We start from the raw sequence: 22281 nt of genomic DNA, 5'->3' as shown, positions 1-22281 counted from the left end.
GTCGGCAGCGCCGGCTGGGGACACAGTTTCCCGCCCAACCACAGGGACGCCGGACCTGCGACAGCTACGGGCAGCAGAGATGGCCGGGGCCAGGCCCGTGTCGGCCTGGCCCCGGGGTCTGGTCGGGTCAGCTACGCAGCGTCCACTGCTGGTTCATGCCGCCGTTGCAGGACCAGAGGATGATCTTGGTGCCGTTCGCGGTGGCGGCGCCATTGGCGTCGAGGCAGAGCCCGGACTGGGCGTTCGTGATCGTGCCGTTGCTGTTGAGGTTCCACTGCTGGTTGAGCCCACCGTGGCAGTCCCAGATGATGACCTGGGTGCCGTTGGTCGTGCCCGCCCCGGACGCGTCCAGGCACTTGTTGCCGTAGACGGTCAGCTGCTTGCTGGCGGTCTGGGTCCACCGCTGGTTGGTGCCGCTGGAGCAGTCCCAGAGTTGCGTCTGCGTGCCGTTGGTCGTCGAGGAGTTGGGCACCTCCACACACCGACCGGACTGGCCACCCACGAGTTGGCCGTTCCCCTGACCGCCGCCACCGCTCTGCTGCCGGACGATCGAGGTCGACTCGGCCGACCGGTTGCCCTGTGCGTCGACGACGTAGACCCGGTACTCGCCCTGCGTGCTCGGCACGGCGATGGACGTGGCGGTGCCGGCCGCCCTGGTCATCGTCGCTCCGGCGGTGAAGGTGGTCGTGCCGTACGGAGCCAGCCAGACCGACTTGGTGGCGTCGCCGAGGCTGCGGATCGGAATCGACGCGGTCGCGCTGGTGACGAACGTGCTGGCCGGCAACACATAGTTCGGCGCGGAGAAGGTGTTCGCCGGAATGATGTTCCGGTACGCGTCCTCCAGGCCGGAGTTGGCCGCGATGCTGTACGCCGCCGCCGGCCAGACATAGTCGGAGGAGACGAGGATGTCGGCGACCGTGCTGTTCGGCAGGTTCTTGTTCGAGACCTTGTTGATCGGGCCGTAGATCTGCGTGATGCTCAGATCGTGCTTCCGACCCCAGTCGTCGGAATTGATCATCCAGGTGACGTTCTTGTCGATGCTCAGGACGTTGTCCCGGAACGTCATGAACGCCGATCCCTCGTCCGGGTGCAGCCCGTACTTGTGACCCGAGGGAACGCCCTGGAGGTAGTTGTTGGTGATCGTGGTCCCCGGCTGGCTGCCGAGCGTGTAGATCGGCGCCGTGTCGCTCAGGCGCTGCACCGTGTCGATGATGTGGTTGTAGCTGATGGTGTTGTTGCGCGCCGTGGTGGTCGGTCGGTTCGGCGTGATCGAGCCCGACGATCCGTCGAAGTTCCACCAACCCCAGCCGAGGGTGATGCCCGACCACGGAGCCTTCTCGATCCGGTTGCGCTGGATCGTGAGGGTGTCGACGAAGTACGCCGAGATGGGGCTGTGCCCGTTGAACAGGACGGCGCTGTCGTAGAGGTAGTTGTTCTTGATGTCGATGTTCTTCGGCAGCCCCTCGACCTGGGGAGAGTACTTCTCGTTGTTGCTCGACGTGCCGTCGCCGATGAAGACGTGCTGCGGGTGACCGATGTTGATGGCCGACCCGGCGACGTCGTTGGTGTGGTTGCCGATCAACTGCGAGTTCTGCACGTCGTTGACCATGCTGATGCCGTCGCCACCGGTGTGCTGGATCCGGTTGCGGCTCAGGAGGATCCCGTCGGCGTTCTGCACCTGGACCATGGCGGGAGTGACATCCACGTTGCGGTAGTAGTAGACGTGGAAGTTGCCCTTCGCGTACACCTGGGCGCCGAGGTTGCCCTGCTGCGCCTGCTTGAAGGACGAACCGGCGACGTTGAACAGGTTCCAGTCGGAGTGCTGCACCGTCAGGCCGGAGAAGGTGATGTTGCGCGCGTGGCTGCTCGTCGAGGTGCCGGCGACCCGCAACAGGGTGCTGACGTTGTTCGGCGCGTAGACCGACGCGGTCGACATGTTCTCCGAGCTGGCCTTGTAGTAGTAGACCGTCTGGGTGCCCTTGTCGAAGTAGAACTCCCCGGGCGCGTCCAGGAACTCGTAGGCGTTCATCAGCTTGTGCGTGCCACCCGACTGGGCGTTGCCGTTGAACGCGCCCTGGGCGATGGCCCCGCCCGGCTGCTGGAGCAGGGCGACCCGGCTCGTGCCGTCGGTGGTCACCTGACGGACCCCCACGATGGCCGTGGTCCAGGTCGTGCCCGTCTCGATCTCAATGTCGTCCTGGTTGCGGGCGATGGCGGGGAAGTCGTTCTGGCTGTACCTCGCGCCGTCGCACTGCGACCCCGACTCCCAGGCCCAGGAGGCCTGACCAGCGCTGATGTTGTACGTCCCGTAGCAGCCCGCCGAGCTGACCGTCTTCGACGCCATGTACGCGCGCTTGTCGTTGACGTAGAGCGCCCGCAGCTTGTTGGCGCGGTTCAGTGGCGCCTTCCAGATGTTCCCGCTGTGCTGGCTCCACCCGGTCACCGGGACACCGCCGTCGAGGATCGGCGTCTCGTTGGGGTAGGCGGCATAGCTGACCCGGAACCCGTTGGCGCCAGAGTCCGCGGCACCGAACTCGATGGTGCTGCTGACCGGATAACGACCACCGCGCAGGTAGACCTCAATGTCGCCGGTCATGCTCGCGTTTATCGTCCGAACGACGTCGCGCGCCCGTTGGATCGTCTTGAACGGGGACTGCAACGTGCCCGGGTTGGCGTCGTTACCGTCCGGCGCGACATAGTAGGTGGCCTGAACTGCGGCCGAGGCCGGCAGCTGGTTTGTCAGCACGGCCGGCAGCGTTGCGGCGACGAGCGCCGCCACCGCCAACACTGACAGTCGCGCGGTGGATATGGCTGACTTCACGTCTGTTCCTCTCACTGGCCGTCGATGTGGTGCCAAAAGTGCGTATCGAGCGACGAGTACGGAACAGCGACGCCACTAAGGGCCGGCGGGACTTCCGTCGCCCCGACCGCACTCTTTGTTAACCGCCCCGAAATTCTTACTGGGAGCGTAGGTCACACGTCTGACCAATGCAACCGTCAATTGGAGGGCGTCTATGTGCAAATGCGGTAGGATCGGGCAGATCGGCCATGTTGGCCACTCACCCCTGTCAACGTCGTCCGACGAATCTGCCGTGGCGGCCACACCGAAGACTGAGGAACGAGCGCACCAGGAACCGGCCCGGGGGTGCCGGACCTGCGACAACTGCGGCCGACGGGGAGCAGCCCATCCAGGGGGCACAGGCGCCGCGGCGCTCCTTTGGAGCTGAATCGTTGACCACAGGGCACAACGGCCGCACCCGAAAGACTCCGAAATTTTCGGCGACCCGATGACCCGAGGCAACGCCCGCAGGGACGCCCATGTCAGCCGCATTGATCCCCTGCCATCAGCCCAGGAGGCCCGGGTCCAGGCATGGCTGACGCATTGACTTGCATTGATGTTTTGCTTACAGTCACCCAACGAAATACCGAAACTTTACCGAAAAGTAATCCGGAGGGCTGGCCACCTTCCGCAGGTCGCCACGCAGCGACGGCGGCCTGGCGGCGGCCCGTTCCGGCGGCACATCAGGAGGAACCCAGCGATGTCGCAGCTCGTCCTGTTCGCGATCGACATCTGCGCGGTGGCGCTGCTCGTCTTCGGGCTCTACTTCCCGCGACACCGTCGGCGCGACCTGGTCGTCGCGTACCTGGGGGTCAACGTCGGCGTCCTCGCGGTGGCCAGCGCGCTGAGCGCCAGCGATGTCGGTGCCGGGCTCGGACTGGGGCTGGCGCTGTTCGGGGTGCTCTCCATCATCCGACTCCGGTCGACGGAGCTCGACCAGCACGAGGTGGCGTACTACTTCAGCGCTCTCGCACTGGGCATTCTCGGCGCGCTCAGCACCACCTCGGTCTGGCTCAGCGGGGGCCTGATGGCACTCATCGTCGCGGTGATGTTCGTCGGTGATCACCGGCGGCTGCTCCGGCACTACCGGCACCAGATCATGGTGCTCGACTCCGCCGTCACCGACCAGGTCGCCCTCGTCGCCCATCTGGAGCAACTGCTCAACGCCCGCGTGCACAACGCCATCGTCCAGCGACTCGACCTGGTCAACGAGACCACAGTGGTCGACGTCCGGTACTCGGTCGCCCGGCGCAGCGGAACGGCCGGCACCGGCGGACCCGTGCGGGCCGGAGCGCTCCGATGAGCGCGCCACCGCTGGCGAGGCTGACGCCGATCGCCCTCGCCGAGGTGATCGACCGCGCGGCGTTGCAGAGCAGGGTGGACCGCAAGTACGTGGTCGCGGTCGAGGAGTTGCCGCGCCTGCTGGACCAGCTCACCCCGTACGCCAGGGTGTTGGAGATCGATGGTGAGCGCAGCTTCCGGTACGAGTCGGTGTACTTCGACACGCCTGGTCTGGCCAGCTACCACTGCGCCGCGTACCGGCGGCGTCGGCGCTTCAAGGTGCGGACCCGGACCTACCTCGACTCGGCCCAGTGCTGGCTGGAGGTGAAGCTCAGCGGCGCGCGCGGACGGGTCACCAAGCACCGACTGCCGTATCTCGCCGAGGACCGCCGCACCGTCCGGTCCGGGCGCGGCTTCGTGAACGACGTGCTCGATCGGGAGTCGATCCTGTCCGACCTGGCGGCCAGCCCGTTCGAGCCGGTGCTGGTCACCAGCTACCGTCGCTCCACTCTGCTGCTACCGAGAACGGCGAGCCGGGTCACCATCGACACCGGGCTCACCTGGCAGAACGGCGACCGCGCCCTGCGACTGCCCGGCATCGCCGTCGTCGAGACCAAGACCAGCTCGGCCGCCTCACTGGTCGACCGCATTCTGTGGCAGCGCGGGACCAGGCCGGTCCGCATCTCGAAGTACGCCACCGGTCTCGCGGCTCTCCGCATGGACCTACCCGACGTGCCATGGCGGCGGACGCTACGCCGCCACTTCCGCGCCAACCCGCCCTCGGCGCTCTCGGAGTTGACCGTTCCCACCCGATCAGGACAGGAGGCATCGTGCGCATGACCACCCGCAACACCGGTCTCCCGATGGTGGCACTTCGTGCCGCCGGGATCGCCGCCGCCACCGTGTTCGTCGCAGGGCTGCTCGTGGTGTCTTCGCCACAGGCCGGCGCCGAACCCGTAGCCGCCAGCCAGGCCGCCAGACCCGTCGCCGCACCGGCCGCGGCAGACGACCTGACCGGCGACATCATCTTCTCCGTACCCAGCGGCACCTTCCAGGGGGAGGTGGCGGTGACGCTGAGCAGCACGGTCAGCGGCGCCCAGATCCGCTACACCACCAACGGGCAGCCGCCCACCGCCCAGTCGTCGCTCTATTCCGGCTCGGCGCTGCGCTTCACCCGCACCACCCAGTTGCGGGCACAGGCGTTCGTCGACCAGACCCCGACGGGCGCGCCCGGCACCGCCATGTACGCCGCGCAGAACGTCACCACCGCGCACGACCTGCCGGTGGTGCTGATCGATTCGTACGGCGCGGGTCGGCCAGATCGTGAGTACTTCGACGCCACCACCATGATGTTCGAACCGGCGGGCGGTGGTACCACCTCGTTGGCGGCCGCCCCGACCCTCAGCACCCGAGCCGGGTTCCGGCTGCGCGGCAACTCGTCCGCGACGTTCGAGAAGACGCCGTTCCGCGTCGAGTTCTGGGACAACGAGGACGACGACGCCGACTACCCGGTGCTGGGCATGCCCGCCGACTCCGACTGGGTGTTGCGGGGCCCGTTCCCGGACAAGGCGCTGATCCGCGAGGCGCTCGTCTACGACCTCGGACGCGAGATGGGGCTGCCGGCGCCGCGCTACCGGTTTGTCGAGTTCTATCTCAACACGGACGCCGGCCCGGTGGGTGCCAGCGACTACATGGGCGTCTACATGTTCATGGAGACGATCAAGAACTCCAAGGACCGCCTCGACCTGAAGCAGTTGGACGAAGACGATGTGACCCTGCCGAAGATCCAGGGCGGGTACATCTGGAAGTTCGAGTGGATGGCGGCCGAGGAGCCCACGCTGCCGTGCACCGGGCCGGCCGCCACCTGCTGGAACTACCTTGAGGTGGCCGATCCGTCGCCCCTGCAACCGCAACAACGGGACTGGTTACGCGGTCACATCCAGGAGTTCCACGACGTGCTGCACTCGTCGAACTTCGCCGACCCGACCACCGGTTACCGCAAGTACATCGATGTCGACTCCTTCATCGACCTCATGATCATCAACGAGTTGAGTCGGGAGATGGACGCGTACGTCCGTAGCTCGCACTTCTACAAGGACCGGGACAGCAAGATCTTCGCGGGTCCGCTGTGGGACTTCGACCTCAGCTTCGGCGTCGGCGGGTTCTTCGCCAACGACCAGGTGTCGGGCTGGCAGCATCAGCAGACCCGGCAGCCGTCGGCGAACGACTGGTTCGCCCAGTTGCTGCGGGACCCCGCGTTCGTCAACCAGGCCCGATCGCGCTGGCAGACGCTCCGACGCGGCCTGCTCTCCGACGCCGCGCTCCAGACCCGGATCAACGCCCTCGCGACCCCGCTGACCAACGCGGCCCAGCGCAACTTCCAACGCTGGCCCATCCTGACGGCGCCGACGGTCAGCTTCTTCCGCACCCCGACCTCGCCCACCTGGCAGGGCCAGGTCCAGGTCATGCAGGACTGGATGCTGCGACGCGCCGCCTGGCTGGACTCCACCGCCGGTTGGGGTGGCTCCGTCACCACGCCGCCGCCCACGACCCCACCACCGACCACCCCACCGCCCACGACGCCGCCGCCGGCGGCCGGCTGCACCGCGACGTACGCGATGACCAACCAGTGGACCGGCGGCTTCCAGGGCGAGGTACGGGTCACCGCCGGCACCTCGGCGATCAGCAACTGGACCGTGACGTGGACCTTCCCCGGTGGTCAGAGCGTCACCCAGGCCTGGAACGCGACAGTCACGAGCCAGGGGTCCACGGTCACCGCCCGCAACGTCGCCTACAACGGCGCACTGGGTGCCGGTGCCAGCACCACGTTCGGGTTCCTCGGCTCGTCCACCGGTACGCCGAGCACCCCGACGCTGACCTGCACGGCGAGCTGACCAGCCAACGGCCCGGGGCCGGGTCGACGATCGACCCGGCCCCGAACCCGCTCAGCTGATGGAGAATTCCGACAGCCGCAGCGGAGAGTCGAACACCAGGTACACGTCGCGAGTGCCGACCGCGCGGGCCAACTCGGTGCTGGTGCTGACGTACCGGTAGTCGTCACCGGTGCTGGGCACGGTGGCCGTGCCGAGCAGCCGGCCGGTGGGCGACCCCAACCGGATCTGCACGGTGCCGGCACCCGCGCCGGCCCTGGCAACCTTCGCGGTGAAGGTACGCGCGTCCGCACGCAGCGCGGAACCCTCGAAGGAGATCCACTGACCGGCCGCGGTGGCACCGACCGCCGTACCGCTGGGCTTCGTCTCGTCGACGAGCCGGACCCCGGCGTACCCGTCGAAGTTCTCCGCCCTGGTGGGCCGGGACAGGTCCCGGGCCGGGATCGTCTCACCGCGAACCTGGACCGCGGCGCGGGCCCGGATGTCCTCGGCGGACGCCCCGACCATCAGGTCGTGGACGGACGACTCGACCACCCACCGGCTCCGGGTGACGTCCCAGTGAGCCAGGTCCGCGACGGGCAGGCGCATTGTCACGGTACGGGTCTGTCCGGGCGCGAGTTTCACCTGCTGGAACGCCTTGAGCTGGCGGATCGGCGTGGTGTCCCGCGAGGTGCGCTGGTGGGTGTAGAGCTGCACGACCTCGGTCCCGGCCCGGCTGCCGACGTTCGTCACGTCGACGCGGGCCGTGATGGTGCCGTCGGCGGCGACCGACTGCGCGCCGGCGCGCAGCTGCCCGTACCGGAAACGGGTGTACGACAACCCGTGGCCGAACGGGTAGAGCGGCTTCGCGGTGCTGTACAGGTAGGTCTGCCGCGACGAGATGATGTCGTACTCCAGCAGGTCCGGCGGCAGTTGCGAGTCCGAGCGGTACCAGGTCTGGGTGAGCCGGCCGGACGGGTTGCGGTCGCCGAAGAGGACATCGGCGATTGCGTGCCCGGTCTCCGCGCCCGCGTGGGTGGTCCAGACAATGGCCGGTACGTGCTCCTGCTCCCACCGGATGGTGACCGGGTAGCTGGTCTGGAGCACGAGCACGGTCCGCGGGTTGGCCCTGGCCACCGCCTTGACCAGCGCCTCCTGGCCGGCGCTCAGCGCCGTGGAGGTGCGGTCGTGCGCCTCCCGGCCGTTGATGAACGGGTTGCTGCCGACCACCAGCACTGCGGTGTCGGCCGCCTTGGCCGCCGCCACGGCCCGGTCGATGCCGCTGCTGATCAGTTCACGACTGAAGTGGGTCGCGGCGGCCGGGGTCGAGGCGCCGAGCTTGAGGGCGCCGTCGTCGCCGACCGTCAGGTACGTGTCGGCGCCGAACCAGCTCTCCTTGGTCTCGTAACCGACGTAACGCAGCACCACCGTCCCGTCGGTCTGCGGCTCCAGCTTGAACTGCTGCTGGACGTACCAACCGTTCGGCTGTTCGTCGCGGGTGAGGAACGGCCCCCAGTTGTAGCCGAGGTAGCGGCCGTTGGCGGCGTTGCGCAGCGTCACCACGTCCTGGCCCCAGTCGACCACGTCGAACTGGGCGTCGAGGGAGGCGCTGACGCCGGTCGCGGTGACCGGGTTGGCGTCGGTGGTGCCGGTGGCCGTGACGTACCGGCCGGTCGCCGCGTCCTTCAGGGCGATCCGGTCCGCCCCGTCGAGCCCGCTCACACTGGCCGAGTCGCCCAGCCGTTCGCGGATGCCGCCGAGCGCGGTCACCTGGTACGGCAGGTCGCCGCCGTACCAGTCGGTGTAGAGGGTGTCGGCCAGTGGGCCGAGCACCGCCACCTTGCCGGTCCGGGCCGGGTCCAGCGGTAGCGCCTGCCGCTCGTTCTTCAGCAGCACCATCGCCTCGCCGGCGGCCTGCCGGGCCAGTCGCTGGTGTTTCGGACTGTTGATGACGTCCGGGGTGATGCCGCCGTACCGGCCGCCGCCCGGGTCGAACTCCCCCAGCCGGAAGCGGATGGTCAGGATGTCCCGAATCCGGGCGTCGATGTCCGCCTCGGTGAGCAGGCCGGTGGCGAGGGCCTGCTTGATGGCGGTGATTGTCGGCTGGGCGTTGGTGTCGTCGGTGATGAAGCTGCTGAGGCCGGCTTTGATGATCGCCGCGTTCGCCTCGGCCTGGGTGGGGTAGTACTTCTGCGAGTTCACCAGGTTGTTCGGCGCCCAGGCGTCCGTGACGTTCATCAGGGTCTGGTCGGTCCAGCCGCGTACCACCGTGGCCAGGTCCGGGTCGACTGTCGCGGGACGTCCGTTGACCAGGTTGTACGCGGCCATCATCCCGGTCGCCGCGTCGGCGGCGATGGCTGGCTTGAAGGCGGCGCGGTCGTACTCGTTGAGCACCCGGGGCGGCACGTTCGAGGACGTCACGTCGCGCCGGACCTCGTTGTTGTAGGCCAGGTAGTGCTTGAGGGTCGGTGCGCTCTTCAGATGGTTCGGGTCACCGCCGGTCATTCCCGAGCCGTACGCGGTGGAGATCGCGCCAGTCAGCAGCGGGTCCTCGGAGTAGCCCTCCTCGTTGCGGCCCCACCGGGGGTCGCGCAGCAGGTTGACCACCGGTGCCCACAGGTTGAGCCCCCAGACCCGGGGGTTCTGTGCGTGGTAGCCGCGCGCCTCGTCGCCGACGGCCGAGCCGACCTGCCGGATCAGGTCGGTGTTCCAGGTGCTCGCCATGCCCACCGGCTGGGGGAAGGCGGTGCCGCGAGCCTTGACCACCGCGCCGTTGTTGTCGATGTCGGTCGACCAGGCCACGCCGTGCAGCGCCTCGGTGCCGGTCTTGAACAGGCCGATGCCCAGCCGGGGAACGGCCGGCTGGTACTGGTGCAACCAGGAGATCTTCTCGTCCAGGGTCAGGCGGCCGAGCAGGTCATCGACCCGGGTCTGCACGGGTAGGTCGGGATCCCGGAACGGGTAGGTGGGCTCGGCGAGCGCCGTGCCGGGGACGGCCGGTAGGGCGAGCAGGGCAAGCGCGAGCGCGGTGATTCCGCGCCGGAGGCGCCAGTTCCGCATGCGGTTCTCCTCAGGTCGTACGACCGACGCCCAGCGGGCGCCGAGCGACAAACGCCCAGCGGGCGCCGAGGCCGGCGTGACCAGGCTCGACACCCGGCTGACGGGCCTGTACGACGAATCGTCGAAGCGCTTCGACGACCCGGCCGCGTCACCACGGCCATGATTGTTGTGATCCGCGCAACTATAGATGGACACCTATGGCTCGGCAACACCGGGGCGCGCTACCCGGCACCCGACCTCAGCCGCCTGACCACCACGCCCTCAATGTCGCTCAGCGGAACGAAGCCCCACCGGCGCGAGTCGACGCTGCCCGGATTTTCACCAAGCAGCACGGCCATGCCGGCCGGCACCCGCCGCACCCCACCGTCGACGGCCGGGGCGACCGCTTCCGGAATACCGTCGCCCGGCAGCGCGGCGAGACGCTTGACGAGCCAGGCGGACGGACCAGAGCCAGCGGCGGTCCGGCGCCCACCCTCCTGATGGTGTGCGACGACGATGCCGCCGGTCCGGAATCGCCGCGTTCGGCGGACCAGGACGCGGTCGCCGTGCGCGAGGCTGGGCACCATACTGTGCCCCACAACATCGACGATCAGGAAGCGACGCCGGGCCACAACAACGCCGGCAACGGACGCCAGAAGCGCGGCAAGCCCTCCCACGACAGCGGGCAAGAATTGCGACTCGTCGGTCATACGCCCCCCTCCGGGAATATTACTCCCATGTTTACCCCGTCGAATCAAGCCGTTGACAACATCGACACACACCAGTATCCTCGCATTCCCGGTCAAAGTCCTTGGGCCCGTACGACATGGGCTCCTCGACATCTGGCTGCCACGGGGAACGGGGGAACGTCATGGGTGTCGCTGTTGTCACGACCATATTGACTCTGGCTGGCGTTCTTGCGATATCCGTCATCGGTAAGGTACGAAACAGATTAAGTTTCCAGGCTTTCGCCGAGGCCATTACGGAATTGCGGGTCAGCCCCGCGCGCTGGTCCCGCCCCGTGGCGGCCGCCTCGATCGCGGCCGAGGTCGCCGTACTCACCCTCGTTCTGTGGCCCGGCGGCGCGGCCGTCGGCCTGGCCGTGGCGGTGCTGCTCTTCGGCGCTTTCGCCTGGGCGCTCGCGCGCGCTGTCCGACGTGGTTCCGCCGCTGGGTGTCACTGTTTCGGCCCGTCGGAGACGCCCGTCGCGTGGCGCCACGTCGGTCGCAGCGGCTTCCTCGCCGCCGCTGCCGCAGGTGCCCTGGTCGGCACCGTCGCCCACCCCGGGCTATCACTCGCCGGGTTGACGCCTCCGCAATTCATCCTGGCTCTCGCGCTGGCCGGGGTAATCATCACGACGCTGGTCAGGCTTGACGACCTCACCTGGCTTTTCCGTGGAGCTGAACACGCGCGTTAATTCCCTCTCAATCGAACGCGCACCCTCGCGCGCTGCGCTTTGACGCACCGATTTAAGGAGCCCACCGTGCTGTTCCTGTCCACCGCTGTCGCCATACTCGCAGCGCTTGTCCTCGCCGATCTAGCACTGAGCGCCGCAGTCATTCGGCGGCTGCGAGAGACGGAGGCGAAACTGATCGACATGACCTCGCCGCCCGCCTCCGGTCTGCCCATCGGCAGCCCCATTCCACATTTCGTATCGCCGGACGGCCAGGTCTCCAACGCCGACCTCGCGGGCAGCCCCGTCCTGTTTGGATTCTTCTCGGCCGGGTGCCGGCACTGCCCCGCGCAGGCGGAGGCGTTGGCGGACCGGTCGCAGGAAATCGCGAGCACAGATGTGCGGGTGCTGAGCTTCCTCAGCGTGGGTGAGGACGCCGCCGACGAACTTGGCCCGACGCTGCAAAAGGCCGGCCTCCTCGTCATCGACGACAGCCCGAGCGCGGTGATGGCCGCCTTCCAGGTGCAGGGCACTCCGTCATTCGTGCTGTTCGGCGCGGACGGGCGACTGGCGGCACGCGGGCATGATCTGAGCGAGGTTCTGGGCAGCCGATGAGGCGGTCGGCAGCGCTGATGCGTCGCGCGTTCGGAATCTACTTCGGCGCCGCACCCTGGGCGGCGGTGGTCAGCATCGTGATCATGGTGGTGGGTGGCCTGACCGCGGTGGGCACCGCGTGGTTCACGCGAGCGCTCATCGACGGCCTCTCCGCCAACGATAATTCGACGATCTGGCTCGGTGTCGCCGGTTTCGGCGGGCTGGCCATCGTGTCGCCCCTGATCCTGCACATCTCTCAATACGCACAGCGCGACGCGGAACGCCGCGTCACGATACGTACCCAGCAGGAGCTGTTCACCGCGGTCTCGGCGCACCCACGCCTGACCGAGTTGGAGGACAGCACGTTTCACGATCGGCTTCGACTCGCCCACGAGGCGAGCCGCTTCGCGCCGACCCAGCTCAACAGCATCGTCCTGGGGATCGGACAGGCGCTGATCACCATCGTGACTTTCGGCGTGACGCTGGTGCGCTGGTCTCCTCTGGTGAGCGCGCTGGTCCTGCTGGCCGTGCTGCCCACCCTCGTGGCCCAGATCCGACTGGCCCGCATGCGGGGCGCGATGATCGAGCGCACCGTGCCGATGTTCCGCCGGCAGGCGTTCTACGCGGCGCTCCTGCTGGACATGCGCGCCGCGAAGGAGATCCGACTGTTCGGGCTCGGCGGGTTCTTTCAGGGCCGTCTTCTGCGGGAGCTGCGGGCGGCCCAGGCGCAGGAGCGCCATCAGGACCGACTGGCCCTGTGGGTCGACAGCGCTCTCGCGACGCTGACCGGCGTCGTGTCGCTGGGCGCGCTGGCCGTCTTCGTCGCCCGGGTGGCATCCGGGCAGGGCACCGCCGGCGACCTGGTGGTCGTGATCGCGGCGCTGACCGCGTTGCAGACGTCCGCGTCTAGCCTGGTCCGGCAGATAGCGATGCTCGGCGAGACGATGATCGTGTTCGGCCACTACGTCGACATCACCGCCGTGATCCGCGAATCCCGGCGTGCCGCTCCGCTGCCTGCCCTGCCGCCGCTGCGGCAGGGCCTGGAGTTCGACGACGTCTGGTTCCGTTACGCCCCCGAGCACGACTGGGTGCTACAGGGCCTCACGTTGCGGATCCCCAGCGGCTCGTCTCTCGCGCTGGTGGGCGACAACGGCGCCGGCAAGTCGACAGTGGTCAAACTCCTCTGCGGCTTCCACATACCGGACAAGGGCGTCATCCGGTGGGACGGCGTCGACATCGCCACCATCGACCCGGCGTCGCTGCGCGCTCGCCTCGGGGCGACGTTCCAGGACTTCATGACGTACGAGTTCTCCGCGCACGACAACATCGCGGTCGGCGACATCAGCGCCCTCGACGATCGCGCGCGAGTACGGGCGGCGGCCAGCACTGCCGACCTGGACTCCGCCCTGAACGCGCTTCCGCGCGGGTACGACACCATGCTGACGCGAGCCTTCAGCGACGGCGACGCCAGCGGGGCGGGCGTAGTGCTGTCCGGCGGGCAGTGGCAGCGGCTGGCCCTCGCCCGAGCCGCCCTCCGCGAGGAGGCCGACATGCTGATCCTCGACGAGCCGTCGTCCGGTCTCGACGTGGAGACCGAGCACGAGATCAACCGACGGCTGATGTCGCTGCGTCGCACACACACCAGCCTGCTCATCTCTCACCGGCTCAACACGGTCCGGGAGGCGGACAGCATCGCCGTCCTGTCCCAGGGCCGCATCCTCGAACAGGGCAGTCACGACGAGCTGATGGCAGCGGGAGGACGTTATGCAGAGCTGTTCCTTCTCCAAGCGTCCGGTTACGACGACGCGATCTCCACTCGGACCTCGATGTGAACGCTAACACGCTGCTCCGAGTGTCGTTGCTGGGTCCGATCGAGGCATCCGTCGGCGGGCAACCGATGCCCGTCGGCGGCCTGGGACGGCGGGCGCTCCTGGCGGCACTCGCCTTCAACCTGGACACCGTGGTCGGCGTCAACCGTCTCATCGAAGTCATCTGGGACGACCATCCGCCGATGACGGCGACGACGAAGCTGCAGGGGCACATCTCCGCCCTGCGGCAGAGCCTCGTACGACTCGGCGGCCCGGATGCCGTGCACATCCTGCAGACCCGCCCGCCGGGTTACGTGTTGAGCGCGCGTCTCGCGTCGACCGACCTCGCCCGCTTCGACGAGCTGATGCGACGTGGAGCCGCCGCACGCCTCCCCGAAGGGGCCGATGGCCGGGTCGCGGCCCTCTCCGCGGCACTACGGCTGTGGCGCGGGGATGCCTGCGTCGACGCCCGCTCGCCCGGGGTGGCGGTGCTGGCGGCGTCGTTGGACGAGCGACGGTGGCGGGCAATGGAGGATCTCGCCGAGGCGCAACTCGTCCTCGGTGACCACAACTCCGTCATCGACGCGATGGAGCCCCTCGTCCGCCAATGGCCGTACCGGGAGCGGGCCTGGGAGCATCTCATCGAGGCACACATGAGACGCGGCGACGTCGCCGCCGCCCTGGCCGCCCACGACCAGCTATGCGGAATCCTGGCCGGCGACCTCGGGGTCACACCTGGCCGACGAATCGGCCGCCTGGTCAGCATCATTCGCGCCGGAAACCCGCAGTGACACCGGAACCCACGTGGGCGTAGCGCAGCGTTAGCGGATCGTAAGCGGTCGATGACATCGTGCCCCTGTAGACAAGCCGCCGTACCGGCGGAGAAGAGGAGAGGTCGAATGATCAACAGGTTGAGCGACAAGCTACTGGCCGCGCTGCTGCCGAAGGCCACCGCGTCCGCGTGCAACATCTGCAGCCTCGCCTACACCGGGTGTGGAGGGCCCTTCTGCTACTACTACTACACCAAGGAGGTAGCGGGTCAGGTTCGCTGCTACGCCAACACGGCGAAGAGCTGTAGCGCGCCTTCCGTAAGCTACACCGTAGGCTGCTGCTGATCATCGTCGATTCACTGCCGCCGACCGGACCTCACCGTCCGGTCGGCGGCGGCATGCTGGAAGGCCACACGATGGGGGACAGGGTGCGTCGATGCTGGGGATAGCCGCGTCGCAATGGCGCGTACGGCTGCGCCGGTCGCTGGCCCTGCTCTCGATGATCGCCGTCGCGGTAGCCGGGTTCACCCTGCTCACCGGGGCCGCGGTGACGTCCCGGCTGGATGCGGTTGGCGCGGTCAGCGCCAACTACCGCCCGGTCTACGACCTTCTGGTCCGCCCGAAGGACGCGGTGCTGCCGCTGGAGCAGGAACGCAATCTGGTCCAGTCGGGCCAGTTGGCGGGTATGCGTGGCGGCATCACCCACGATCAGTGGCGCGAGATCCAGGCGGTGCGTGGGGTGTCGGTGGCGGCACCGGTCGCGATGGTCGGGTACGTGATGCGCACGGTGCCCGTGACCGTCGACCTGTCGGACCACCTTGACCCGACCGCCGAGCGTCAGGTGTTGCGGGTCCAGCCGACCTGGGTGACGGACGCCGGGCTGAGCCAGATCCCGGACGGACCGGCGTTTCTCTATGCGACGCGCAACCGGCTGGACGTGGTGCCCAACAGCGAGCTGAAGAGCGGCGGGGGCCTGCCACCACCGGAGGAGGTCGACGCCGACGGCCAGCGGGTCAAGATCTGCCCAGCGGCGGCGGCCATCGCCACGGACGACTGGCTCGCACCGACGGACCTGCGCGCCCGATCGTCGTTGACGTGCGTCGGTGGCATGGGTTCGACGGATCGCGAGGGAAAGGCGACGCGGCCGACCGTCAGGTTGGCGTGGACGGTGCCGCTCCTGATGGCCGCGGTCGACCCGGAGTCGGAGGCCGCGCTGGCCGGACTGGACCAGGCCGTCACCTCGGGCCGATACTTCACCTCAGCCGAAGCGCCGACGTCGCGGCGACTGGACGGAATGCCGTACCCCTACTCGGTGCTCCCGATCCTCATCGCGGACCGACCTCAGGTCGACAGGACGCTCGACGTCACCGTGCAGCGCCTGAACCCGGACGCGACCGAACTGGTCCGGACGTCCGCCGACGACCAGCGGCTACGCGCGGCTCTCGGCGACGAGTCCGGCACCCCGATCGCCCAGAAGTCGACGTCGGTGACGGGGCCGTACCAGGACATGGTCAACCGGATGCTCCACCCGGGAGACCTGGGCGTCGAATACGACTTGGCAACGACGAACACCATGTGGCTCGACCAGTTCTGGACCGTCGGGCCGCCAAAGCGGGTCGCCGCCGGGGACGGCCTGCGCGCCCAGCCAGATCCGTACGACCTGAAGATCTGGGGTCAGGGCGCGGACGACGGCGGATCGTCCCGACATGTGCCGATGGAGTTCGCCGACACCAGCGTGCGAAGTGGCGTCGCCATCCATCGCAACCTGGCGCACGGGTACGAGCCGCAGCCCGGGGACGTGAGCATGCCGGACGCGGCGTTGGGCGCGGTGGGCACCTTCGACCCCGCCAAGGTTTCGCTGGGCAGTGCGCTGTCGGCGGTGCCCATGGACACGTACTTCAACCCGGGCGCCGAGGGCGCCGACGAAGCGTCACGGCAGGCGCTGGGCGGCCGACGCCTCGCCCCGAATTCGAACGTCACCGGCCTGCTCAGCCAACCACCGCTGATGCTGACCACGATGGCGGCCCTGCCGGCCATCTTCGACTCCGGCGCGTACAGCACCGAGCCCAGCTACCCGGAATACCAACTCAACACCACCGCACCGATCAGCGTGGTACGCGTCCGGCTGGCCGGAGACGTCGGCATCGACCCGGTCTCCCGGGAGCGGGTCCGTGTGATCGCCGAGGAGATTGCGCAACGCACCGGCTTACAGGTCGACATCACCCTGGGGTCCTCCCCCACCGCGATGACTGTGCACTACCCGGCGGGCAACTACGGCCGGCCCGACCTCGCCGTGGCCGAGCCCTGGGTGCAGAAGGGCGTCGCGTCCGTGCTTGTCCGCGCGGCCGATCGCAAGAGCGTGCTGCTGTCCGTGCTGGTGCTCGCGGTGTGCGCGCTGGCGGTGCTCAATGCCAACACCGCCGCCATCCGCGCCAGACGCACCGAGTTCGGCATCCTCACCTGCCTCGGATGGGACCGGCGACATCTACTCCAGCTGATGTTCATCGAGATCGTCGGCATCGGTCTCGCCGCCGGCCTCGCGGGCAGCGGGCTGGCGCTCGGGATCGCGCTCGGTCTCGGGCTGAACATCGCGTGGAGCCACACGCTGCTCGCCGTACCCTCAGCGGTGGCCCTTGCCCTGCTCGCTGGCGGCTGGCCGGCCTGGCGGGCGGCCCGCCCGGACCCCGGCGAGATCATCCGACCCGCCGTCTCGGGTCTCGCCCTCCGCCGGCAGGCGCCGCGCGGGCTGGCTACCCTCGCCCTGGCCAACCTTGCCCGCACTCCCGGTCGGACCAGCCTCGGCGCGCTGAGTCTGATGATCGGGGTGGCCGCCCTGACCATGTTGTTGGCGATCACGTTCGCGTTCCGTGGGGCGATCACCGGCACCCTGCTCGGTGATGCCGTCACCCTCCAGGCCCGCACCGTCGATCACATCGCCGTCGCGGTCACGATCGTGCTCGGCATCGTGTCGGTCGCCGACGTGCTCTATCTCAACATCTCCGAGCGCGCCGCCGAGTTCGCCCTGTTCGGTGCCGTCGGCTGGACCGACGCGATGCTGAACCGGCTGGTCGTCATCGAGGCCGTCGGCATGGGCGCCATCGGCGGCACGCTCGGTGCCGCTGCCGGCCTTGGCGCGGCAGCGGTCTTCGCCGGGGGCGTCACCGTTCCGATCCTCTGGTGTTCTGGAGCCGCCCTGGTGTTCGGCGTCGCCGTCTCCGCCCTGTCGGTGGTGGTGCCGATCGCCGTGCTCCGCCGACTGCCCACCGCCCACCTGCTCGCCGAGGGGTGAGCGGCAAAGGAGTAGGTCCGATGAAACGGACGTCAGCTGCGGCGTCGAGCACGCTCACCATGCCGCTTGTGTGTCTCACGCGGGTACGGAAGTCGTTCCCGCTGCCCGACGGAGCACCGCTGGTCGCGGTCAACGACGTCAGCCTCGCGATCGCCGCCGGCACCGCGATCGCGTTGACCGGGCCGAGCGGCTCGGGCAAGTCGACGCTCCTGCACCTGATCGGCGCCATCGAACAGAGCGACAGTGGCACGATCGACGTCGACGGCCAGGAGGTGACCGGCTTGTCCGGCCGGGCACTGGCGGCCTACCGGCGACGGGTCGGCTTCGTGTTCCAACGGTTCCACCTGCTGCCCACGCTCACCGCCCTGGACAACGTCATGGCGCCGCTGATTCCGTTCCGCACCGATTTCGACAAGGTCGCTCGCGCGCGTGAGCTGCTGGCGATGGTGGGGCTCGCCGACCGGGCCGCTGCCCTGCCGTCGCGGCTCTCCGGCGGGCAGCAGCAACGGGTCGCCATCGCCCGGGCGTTGATCAGTCAACCTGCCCTGTTGCTGGCAGACGAGCCCACCGGCAATCTCGACAGTCAGAACGGCACCGCGATCGTCGACCTGTTGCTGCGGCTGCGCGACGAGCAGGGTACGACCCTCATCATGGCCACCCACGACACCGGTATCGCCGCACGTTGCGACCGGGCTGTCCAGATGCGGGACGGGTGCCTCACTAGCCTGGACCGGTGAGGCGCGGGCCACCCCTCATTCACCAGCGGTAGAGCACGTTCACGGTCAGGGCGGCCACCACGGTCACGAAGAACACGGCCCAACCCACCAACTGCCGCGAGCCGACGCGCAGGTGTGCGATGAGCGCGCCGATGAAATACAGCACCAGCCCGGCGGCGGCGAGCGTGCCCAGCAGCGGTACGGCGAAGCCGGCCAGCAGCCCCACCGAGCCGGCCGCCAGCGCCAGGCCCAGGCGCGGCACCCACGACCGGGGCACGCGCTTCATGTCCGCCTGGGCCTTCGGGTAGTCGTGGCCGATCAGGTAGGTGACCGCGGCGATGCCGGTGAAGACCGACGCGAGAATGGTGACCGTGACGTAAGCAGCGAACATGAGTCCTCCATTGTGGTTGTCGCCACCTGGACGATCTAGCGCAACGGAGTGTGACGGCCGCTCGTCTGCGGTCAGATCCGCCGGCCCGCCGGACGCGGGTCAGCGCGGTTTCAGCGCCCTTTCAGGCCGCTCAATACGTTCCCGGTATGACAATCAGACGTTCCACGCGTACGAGGCGCGGGACTGCCGTGGTGGCGATGATCGCGGTCACCGCCGCAAGCGTGCTGTTCGGCGAACCCGCCTCGGCCGATCCCGTCCCCGTCCCCATCCCTCAGGCGGCGCTCACCGACCGGGCCTTCGGCCAGGTTGCCGAGATCCACATCCAGGGCGCAGCGCGGATCAAGACCGCCGTGCTGTCAGCCGAATTCGTCCAGTGGCACCGACTGCACCCGAACGCCACGGCCAAACAGGTACAGACCCAGCTCACGACGCGCCAGCAGCTGCTCGACAACTCGCTGACCGCGTTCGACGTCCTGCTGCCCGAGCAGGACCTGCTACTCAAGTCCGTCGACATCCTGCTCGGTGCACCCGGCGGCGACACCCGGACCTCGCCGGAGATCACCGGCCTGGTCGGGGCCGTGATCGGCAGGACTGTCGAACCCTGGGACACCCGCGAGGAGCTCGCCTCCGGCGCGCTGCGCACCGCCCAGTGGCTGCGCGGGCGCGATGACGCGCTCGCCGCGGTGTGGTCCGCGGTCCGGCAGGCGGGGGCGGCCAACGCGCCGTTCGCCGACGCGTGGAACGCCGTACTCGGTGAGCCGTTCGGGGTGGATGTCACCAACACGTACGACGAGCTCACGCAGGACCCTGGGTTCTCGCAGGTGGACCTCGACGCGATCCTGGCGTTGCAGGGCGACTCGGTGGCGTACGTCGCGGCGGCCAAACAGCAGTTGGCCTCCCTGCACGCGCGACTGCTCGGCCTGAGCCTGGAGATCCGTCTCGAGATCGGCGGGAACAACCAGAAGTGTCCGCCCGAAGGACCGCCGAGCGCTGCGTGCACCGCCGCGGCGAAGAAGGCCGCGGAGGAACGCGACAAGGACCGGCAGCAGACGATCTCCGACATCAAGGCCGGGGTGGGCATGGTGTCCACCATCATCGGGTTCGCCGACCCGGACGCCGGGAAGAAGTCGAAGGTCATCGGCGAGGCGGTCCTCACCACGATCAGCGCGATCTCCACGTACGCGGCGGCCATCACCGGCCGGGGACTGGCCGGTTCGATCTTCAGCACCGCGACGCTGGCGATGACCGGCAACATCTTCGGTGCCGTGATGTCGGTCGTCGGGCTCTTCGGCAGCAACACGCCGTCGCTGGACGCGCAGATTCTGGCCCAGGTCAAAGCATTGCGCGATGAGGTCCGGGCCCTGGGCGACGAGATGCGCGCCAGCTTCGCGCGGGTCGAGGCCCAGATCAACACGGTGTACGCGAACATGATGGCCCAGTTCGACAAGCTGAACGCGGCGATCGCCGGGAACACCGCACAGATCACCCTCGTCCAGCAGCAGGTCGCCCAGCTCGGCCTGCGCCTGGAGGACATCGCCGCCACCGTCCTGGCCGCGATCGGCGACGCCACCCTGCACGACGCCCGCGCCGACATCAACCAGTACATCGGCTACCTGGAGAACTACGGCCAGCCCATCCCGACGTACGGCGAGTTCGTCGGCCCGGAGAACGAATTCCACCTGACCGCGACGCAGTTGGCCAGCGGTGCCGCCTTCGTGGTGCCCAGGACCGACGCCGACAACCCGGCGGTCGACCCGACCACCGTGCTGAACAGCTTCGGCGAGGCCCGATCGATCAACTACCTGGCCCGGATCGCCAGCGGGCGGGACCCGTCGATGGTCGAACCGTCGACGCCGGTCGGCAACCCGACGGTCTGGAACCTCGGCGCGCAGGCGTACGCCATGGTGATGCTGCAGAACCCGACGTACGCCGCCCAGGTCAGCACCGGCCGCGCGGCGCAGATCGAGGCGGAGGGCACGCGCATCGCCGACCTCGCGGCCAGCTTCGGTCGCCCGGTCGACGGCAACGCCAACAGCCTGATCAGCGGGCTGGTCGACGAGTACGTCGCCGCCACCAACGAGCTGTCGACCGCGCTGGCCGCCTTCCGCCGCAACGAGATCCAGGTCCGCTGGGAGCCGGACGCCAACGGTGTGCAGGTGAAGACGCTCAAGAACTACGACCTGTTCTGGGACACCGACAAGACCCTCGCCCCGGCACCGGCGACGGCCGACGAGGCGACGGTGCCCTCGTGTGGCGGCAGCAGGCAGATCGACCGACCCAGCAACGTTCGCTACGACCTGATGTCGCCCATGGTGCGGACACTTCAGTACGCGTACACGCCGCGCCCCGACGAGCCGCCGGCCGGCGTACGGGAGTTGCCCGAGGTCGGCTACTGCTACACACCGAGCTGGGTGCACACCCGCACGACCGGCTACGGCACCGGGGTGGTCCGCTACTACGGCAAGCTGCGGTTGCAGATCCACAGCCGGTTCCGGCTGAGCCCCACCGCGGCCTGGCAGAACTCGCGGACCGCCGACTACACCTGGCCCGACGAGCAGGTCTACCGAATCGACTGCGAGCTGTTCAACTGCGACAGCGAAACCACACCCGAGCAGGGCCTGACCTCGAAGTGGCCGTCCGGCCGGTACGCCTTCGCCAGCGCCGCGACGGCCACGAACAACACGGCACTGGACACCGAGCTGACGCCGACCCTGCGCGGTTTCCTCCAGGCCCGGCAGAAGTCCATGTACGACCGGGTACGCGACCAGAGCACCCAGGTCAGCGGGTCGGTGCCCGCCGCCCTGAAGAAGCTGAACACGGCGGCGCGGCTGCTCCAGGCGTACACCCGGTTGGGTTTGCCCAACGCCCTCGACTCGGACGACGTGTTGTCCGCGAACCTGTTCGGGCAGTACCAGATACCGGTGAACATGCCGACCGACGCCAAGATCGGTAATGCCTATGCCCGGGCCAGCGGAAACTACGCCCTCTGCGGGCCCTCGCCGTGCCCCCTCGACCCCAGCCGCCCGCTCCGCGACCAGGTCAGCCTCAAGCTGCCCTGCGAGGCCGCGGTGGACGCGTCCAACCTGCCCGGTGACCCACTCGGCGACTGTCTGATCGCCAGCGCGCGGTCGCGGGCGGTCGCGCTGATGCAGCGGTACGACGTCTGGGCGGACCAGATGACCGCCGGTCTGCACCACGAACGGGTGCCGTGGCTGAACGACACCCTGCTGGGCTTGCGGATCACCACCCGCCTGACCCACCCCAACTGACGACACCGGGTTGCCGGCGCCT

The 22281-nt window shown here is 68.7% G+C and carries 15 protein-coding genes; 11 read left to right on the top strand and 4 right to left on the bottom strand.

Annotation, left to right across the window (positions count from 1 at the left end; all coding sequences use genetic code 11):
- Positions 1-127: 127 nt before the first annotated feature.
- Entirely contained in the window at positions 128-2821 is a 2694-nt protein-coding gene (locus tag EV382_RS31340) for an RICIN domain-containing protein (protein WP_130407866.1), read from the bottom strand.
- A 718-nt stretch (positions 2822-3539) separates the two neighbouring features.
- Between EV382_RS31340 and EV382_RS31335 the strand changes: the two genes are divergently transcribed.
- Genes EV382_RS31335 through EV382_RS31325 form a run of 3 tightly spaced genes read left to right on the top strand, consistent with a single transcriptional unit; the run spans position 3540 to position 7014 of the window.
- Positions 3540-4142, top strand: coding sequence for a DUF4956 domain-containing protein (locus EV382_RS31335; protein ID WP_130407864.1), 603 nt, complete (start codon positions 3540-3542; stop codon positions 4140-4142).
- Positions 4139-4960, top strand: coding sequence for a polyphosphate polymerase domain-containing protein (locus EV382_RS31330; protein WP_130407862.1), 822 nt, complete (start codon positions 4139-4141; stop codon positions 4958-4960). The genes EV382_RS31335 and EV382_RS31330 overlap by 4 nt, the downstream gene beginning before the upstream one ends.
- On the top strand, positions 4957-7014 hold the full coding sequence (locus tag EV382_RS31325; RefSeq protein ID WP_425272015.1) for a CotH kinase family protein: 2058 nt from the start codon (positions 4957-4959) through the stop codon (positions 7012-7014). Before EV382_RS31330 ends, EV382_RS31325 begins: the two co-directional genes overlap by 4 nt.
- A 51-nt stretch (positions 7015-7065) precedes the next feature.
- Here the strand turns inward: EV382_RS31325 and EV382_RS31320 are convergent, their stop codons facing one another.
- Positions 7066-10050, bottom strand: coding sequence for a glycoside hydrolase family 3 protein (locus EV382_RS31320; protein ID WP_130407860.1), 2985 nt, complete (start codon positions 10048-10050; stop codon positions 7066-7068).
- On the opposite strand from EV382_RS31320, the gene EV382_RS32985 reads away from it, so the two are divergent.
- A complete protein-coding gene (locus EV382_RS32985; RefSeq protein ID WP_165435891.1) occupies positions 10049-10213 on the top strand; it encodes a hypothetical protein in 165 nt (54 codons plus the stop codon). The genes EV382_RS31320 and EV382_RS32985 overlap by 2 nt on opposite strands.
- Before the next feature lie 58 nt (positions 10214-10271).
- On the opposite strand, the gene EV382_RS31315 is transcribed toward EV382_RS32985, so the two are convergent.
- A complete protein-coding gene (locus EV382_RS31315) occupies positions 10272-10739 on the bottom strand; it encodes a S26 family signal peptidase (RefSeq protein ID WP_130407858.1) in 468 nt (155 codons plus the stop codon).
- Positions 10740-10900: 161 nt separating this feature from the next.
- On the opposite strand from EV382_RS31315, the gene EV382_RS31310 reads away from it, so the two are divergent.
- The 6 genes from EV382_RS31310 to EV382_RS31285 all read left to right on the top strand — a co-directional run bounded on the left by EV382_RS31310 (position 10901) and on the right by EV382_RS31285 (position 18620).
- Positions 10901-11446 (top strand): MauE/DoxX family redox-associated membrane protein, encoded by a 546-nt coding sequence (locus EV382_RS31310; RefSeq protein WP_130407856.1) that lies wholly within the window; start codon positions 10901-10903, stop codon positions 11444-11446.
- Between the two features lie 66 nt (positions 11447-11512).
- Positions 11513-12037, top strand: a complete 525-nt coding sequence (locus EV382_RS31305) for a TlpA disulfide reductase family protein (RefSeq protein WP_130407854.1) — start codon at positions 11513-11515, stop codon at positions 12035-12037.
- Positions 12034-13848 carry an ABC transporter ATP-binding protein gene (locus EV382_RS31300; protein ID WP_130407852.1) on the top strand — a complete coding sequence of 605 codons (1815 nt, stop codon included), beginning with the start codon at positions 12034-12036 and terminating at the stop codon, positions 13846-13848. The genes EV382_RS31305 and EV382_RS31300 overlap by 4 nt, the downstream gene beginning before the upstream one ends.
- A 20-nt stretch (positions 13849-13868) precedes the next feature.
- On the top strand, positions 13869-14615 hold the full coding sequence (locus EV382_RS31295; protein ID WP_130407850.1) for an AfsR/SARP family transcriptional regulator: 747 nt from the start codon (positions 13869-13871) through the stop codon (positions 14613-14615).
- Between the two features lie 415 nt (positions 14616-15030).
- A complete protein-coding gene (locus tag EV382_RS31290; protein ID WP_130407848.1) occupies positions 15031-17883 on the top strand; it encodes an ABC transporter permease in 2853 nt (950 codons plus the stop codon).
- A gap of 20 nt (positions 17884-17903) precedes the next feature.
- Positions 17904-18620 carry an ABC transporter ATP-binding protein gene (locus EV382_RS31285; RefSeq protein ID WP_244236872.1) on the top strand — a complete coding sequence of 239 codons (717 nt, stop codon included), beginning with the start codon at positions 17904-17906 and terminating at the stop codon, positions 18618-18620.
- 19 nt (positions 18621-18639) lie between these two features.
- Here EV382_RS31285 and EV382_RS31280 read toward each other — a convergent pair whose 3' ends face one another.
- Entirely contained in the window at positions 18640-18990 is a 351-nt protein-coding gene (locus EV382_RS31280) for a DoxX family protein (protein WP_130407846.1), read from the bottom strand.
- Between the two features lie 146 nt (positions 18991-19136).
- On the opposite strand from EV382_RS31280, the gene EV382_RS31275 reads away from it, so the two are divergent.
- Positions 19137-22259 carry a hypothetical protein gene (locus EV382_RS31275; RefSeq protein WP_130407844.1) on the top strand — a complete coding sequence of 1041 codons (3123 nt, stop codon included), beginning with the start codon at positions 19137-19139 and terminating at the stop codon, positions 22257-22259.
- Positions 22260-22281 lie beyond the last annotated feature (22 nt).

It is taken from the genome of Micromonospora violae (assembly GCF_004217135.1).
Taxonomy (GTDB): domain Bacteria; phylum Actinomycetota; class Actinomycetes; order Mycobacteriales; family Micromonosporaceae; genus Micromonospora; species Micromonospora violae.
The sequence above is the reverse complement of the archived record's forward strand: the minus strand, read 5'-3'. Positions and strand labels throughout refer to the sequence as shown.

What these genes read in the sequence shown, in the direction of transcription:
- EV382_RS31335 (WP_130407864.1), top strand. Translation starts at nt 3,540, where the DNA reads ATGTCGCAGCTCGTCCTGTTCGCGATCGACATCTGCGCGGTGGCGCTG.
- EV382_RS31330 (WP_130407862.1), top strand. Translation starts at nt 4,139, where the DNA reads ATGAGCGCGCCACCGCTGGCGAGGCTGACGCCGATCGCCCTCGCCGAG.
- EV382_RS31325 (WP_425272015.1), top strand. Translation starts at nt 4,957, where the DNA reads ATGACCACCCGCAACACCGGTCTCCCGATGGTGGCACTTCGTGCCGCC.
- EV382_RS32985 (WP_165435891.1), top strand. Translation starts at nt 10,049, where the DNA reads ATGCGGTTCTCCTCAGGTCGTACGACCGACGCCCAGCGGGCGCCGAGC.
- EV382_RS31320 (WP_130407860.1), bottom strand. Translation starts at nt 10,050, where the DNA reads ATGCGGAACTGGCGCCTCCGGCGCGGAATCACCGCGCTCGCGCTTGCC.
- EV382_RS31315 (WP_130407858.1), bottom strand. Translation starts at nt 10,739, where the DNA reads ATGACCGACGAGTCGCAATTCTTGCCCGCTGTCGTGGGAGGGCTTGCC.
- EV382_RS31310 (WP_130407856.1), top strand. Translation starts at nt 10,901, where the DNA reads ATGGGTGTCGCTGTTGTCACGACCATATTGACTCTGGCTGGCGTTCTT.
- EV382_RS31300 (WP_130407852.1), top strand. Translation starts at nt 12,034, where the DNA reads ATGAGGCGGTCGGCAGCGCTGATGCGTCGCGCGTTCGGAATCTACTTC.
- EV382_RS31290 (WP_130407848.1), top strand. Translation starts at nt 15,031, where the DNA reads ATGCTGGGGATAGCCGCGTCGCAATGGCGCGTACGGCTGCGCCGGTCG.
- EV382_RS31285 (WP_244236872.1), top strand. Translation starts at nt 17,904, where the DNA reads ATGAAACGGACGTCAGCTGCGGCGTCGAGCACGCTCACCATGCCGCTT.
- EV382_RS31280 (WP_130407846.1), bottom strand. Translation starts at nt 18,990, where the DNA reads ATGTTCGCTGCTTACGTCACGGTCACCATTCTCGCGTCGGTCTTCACC.
- EV382_RS31275 (WP_130407844.1), top strand. Translation starts at nt 19,137, where the DNA reads ATGACAATCAGACGTTCCACGCGTACGAGGCGCGGGACTGCCGTGGTG.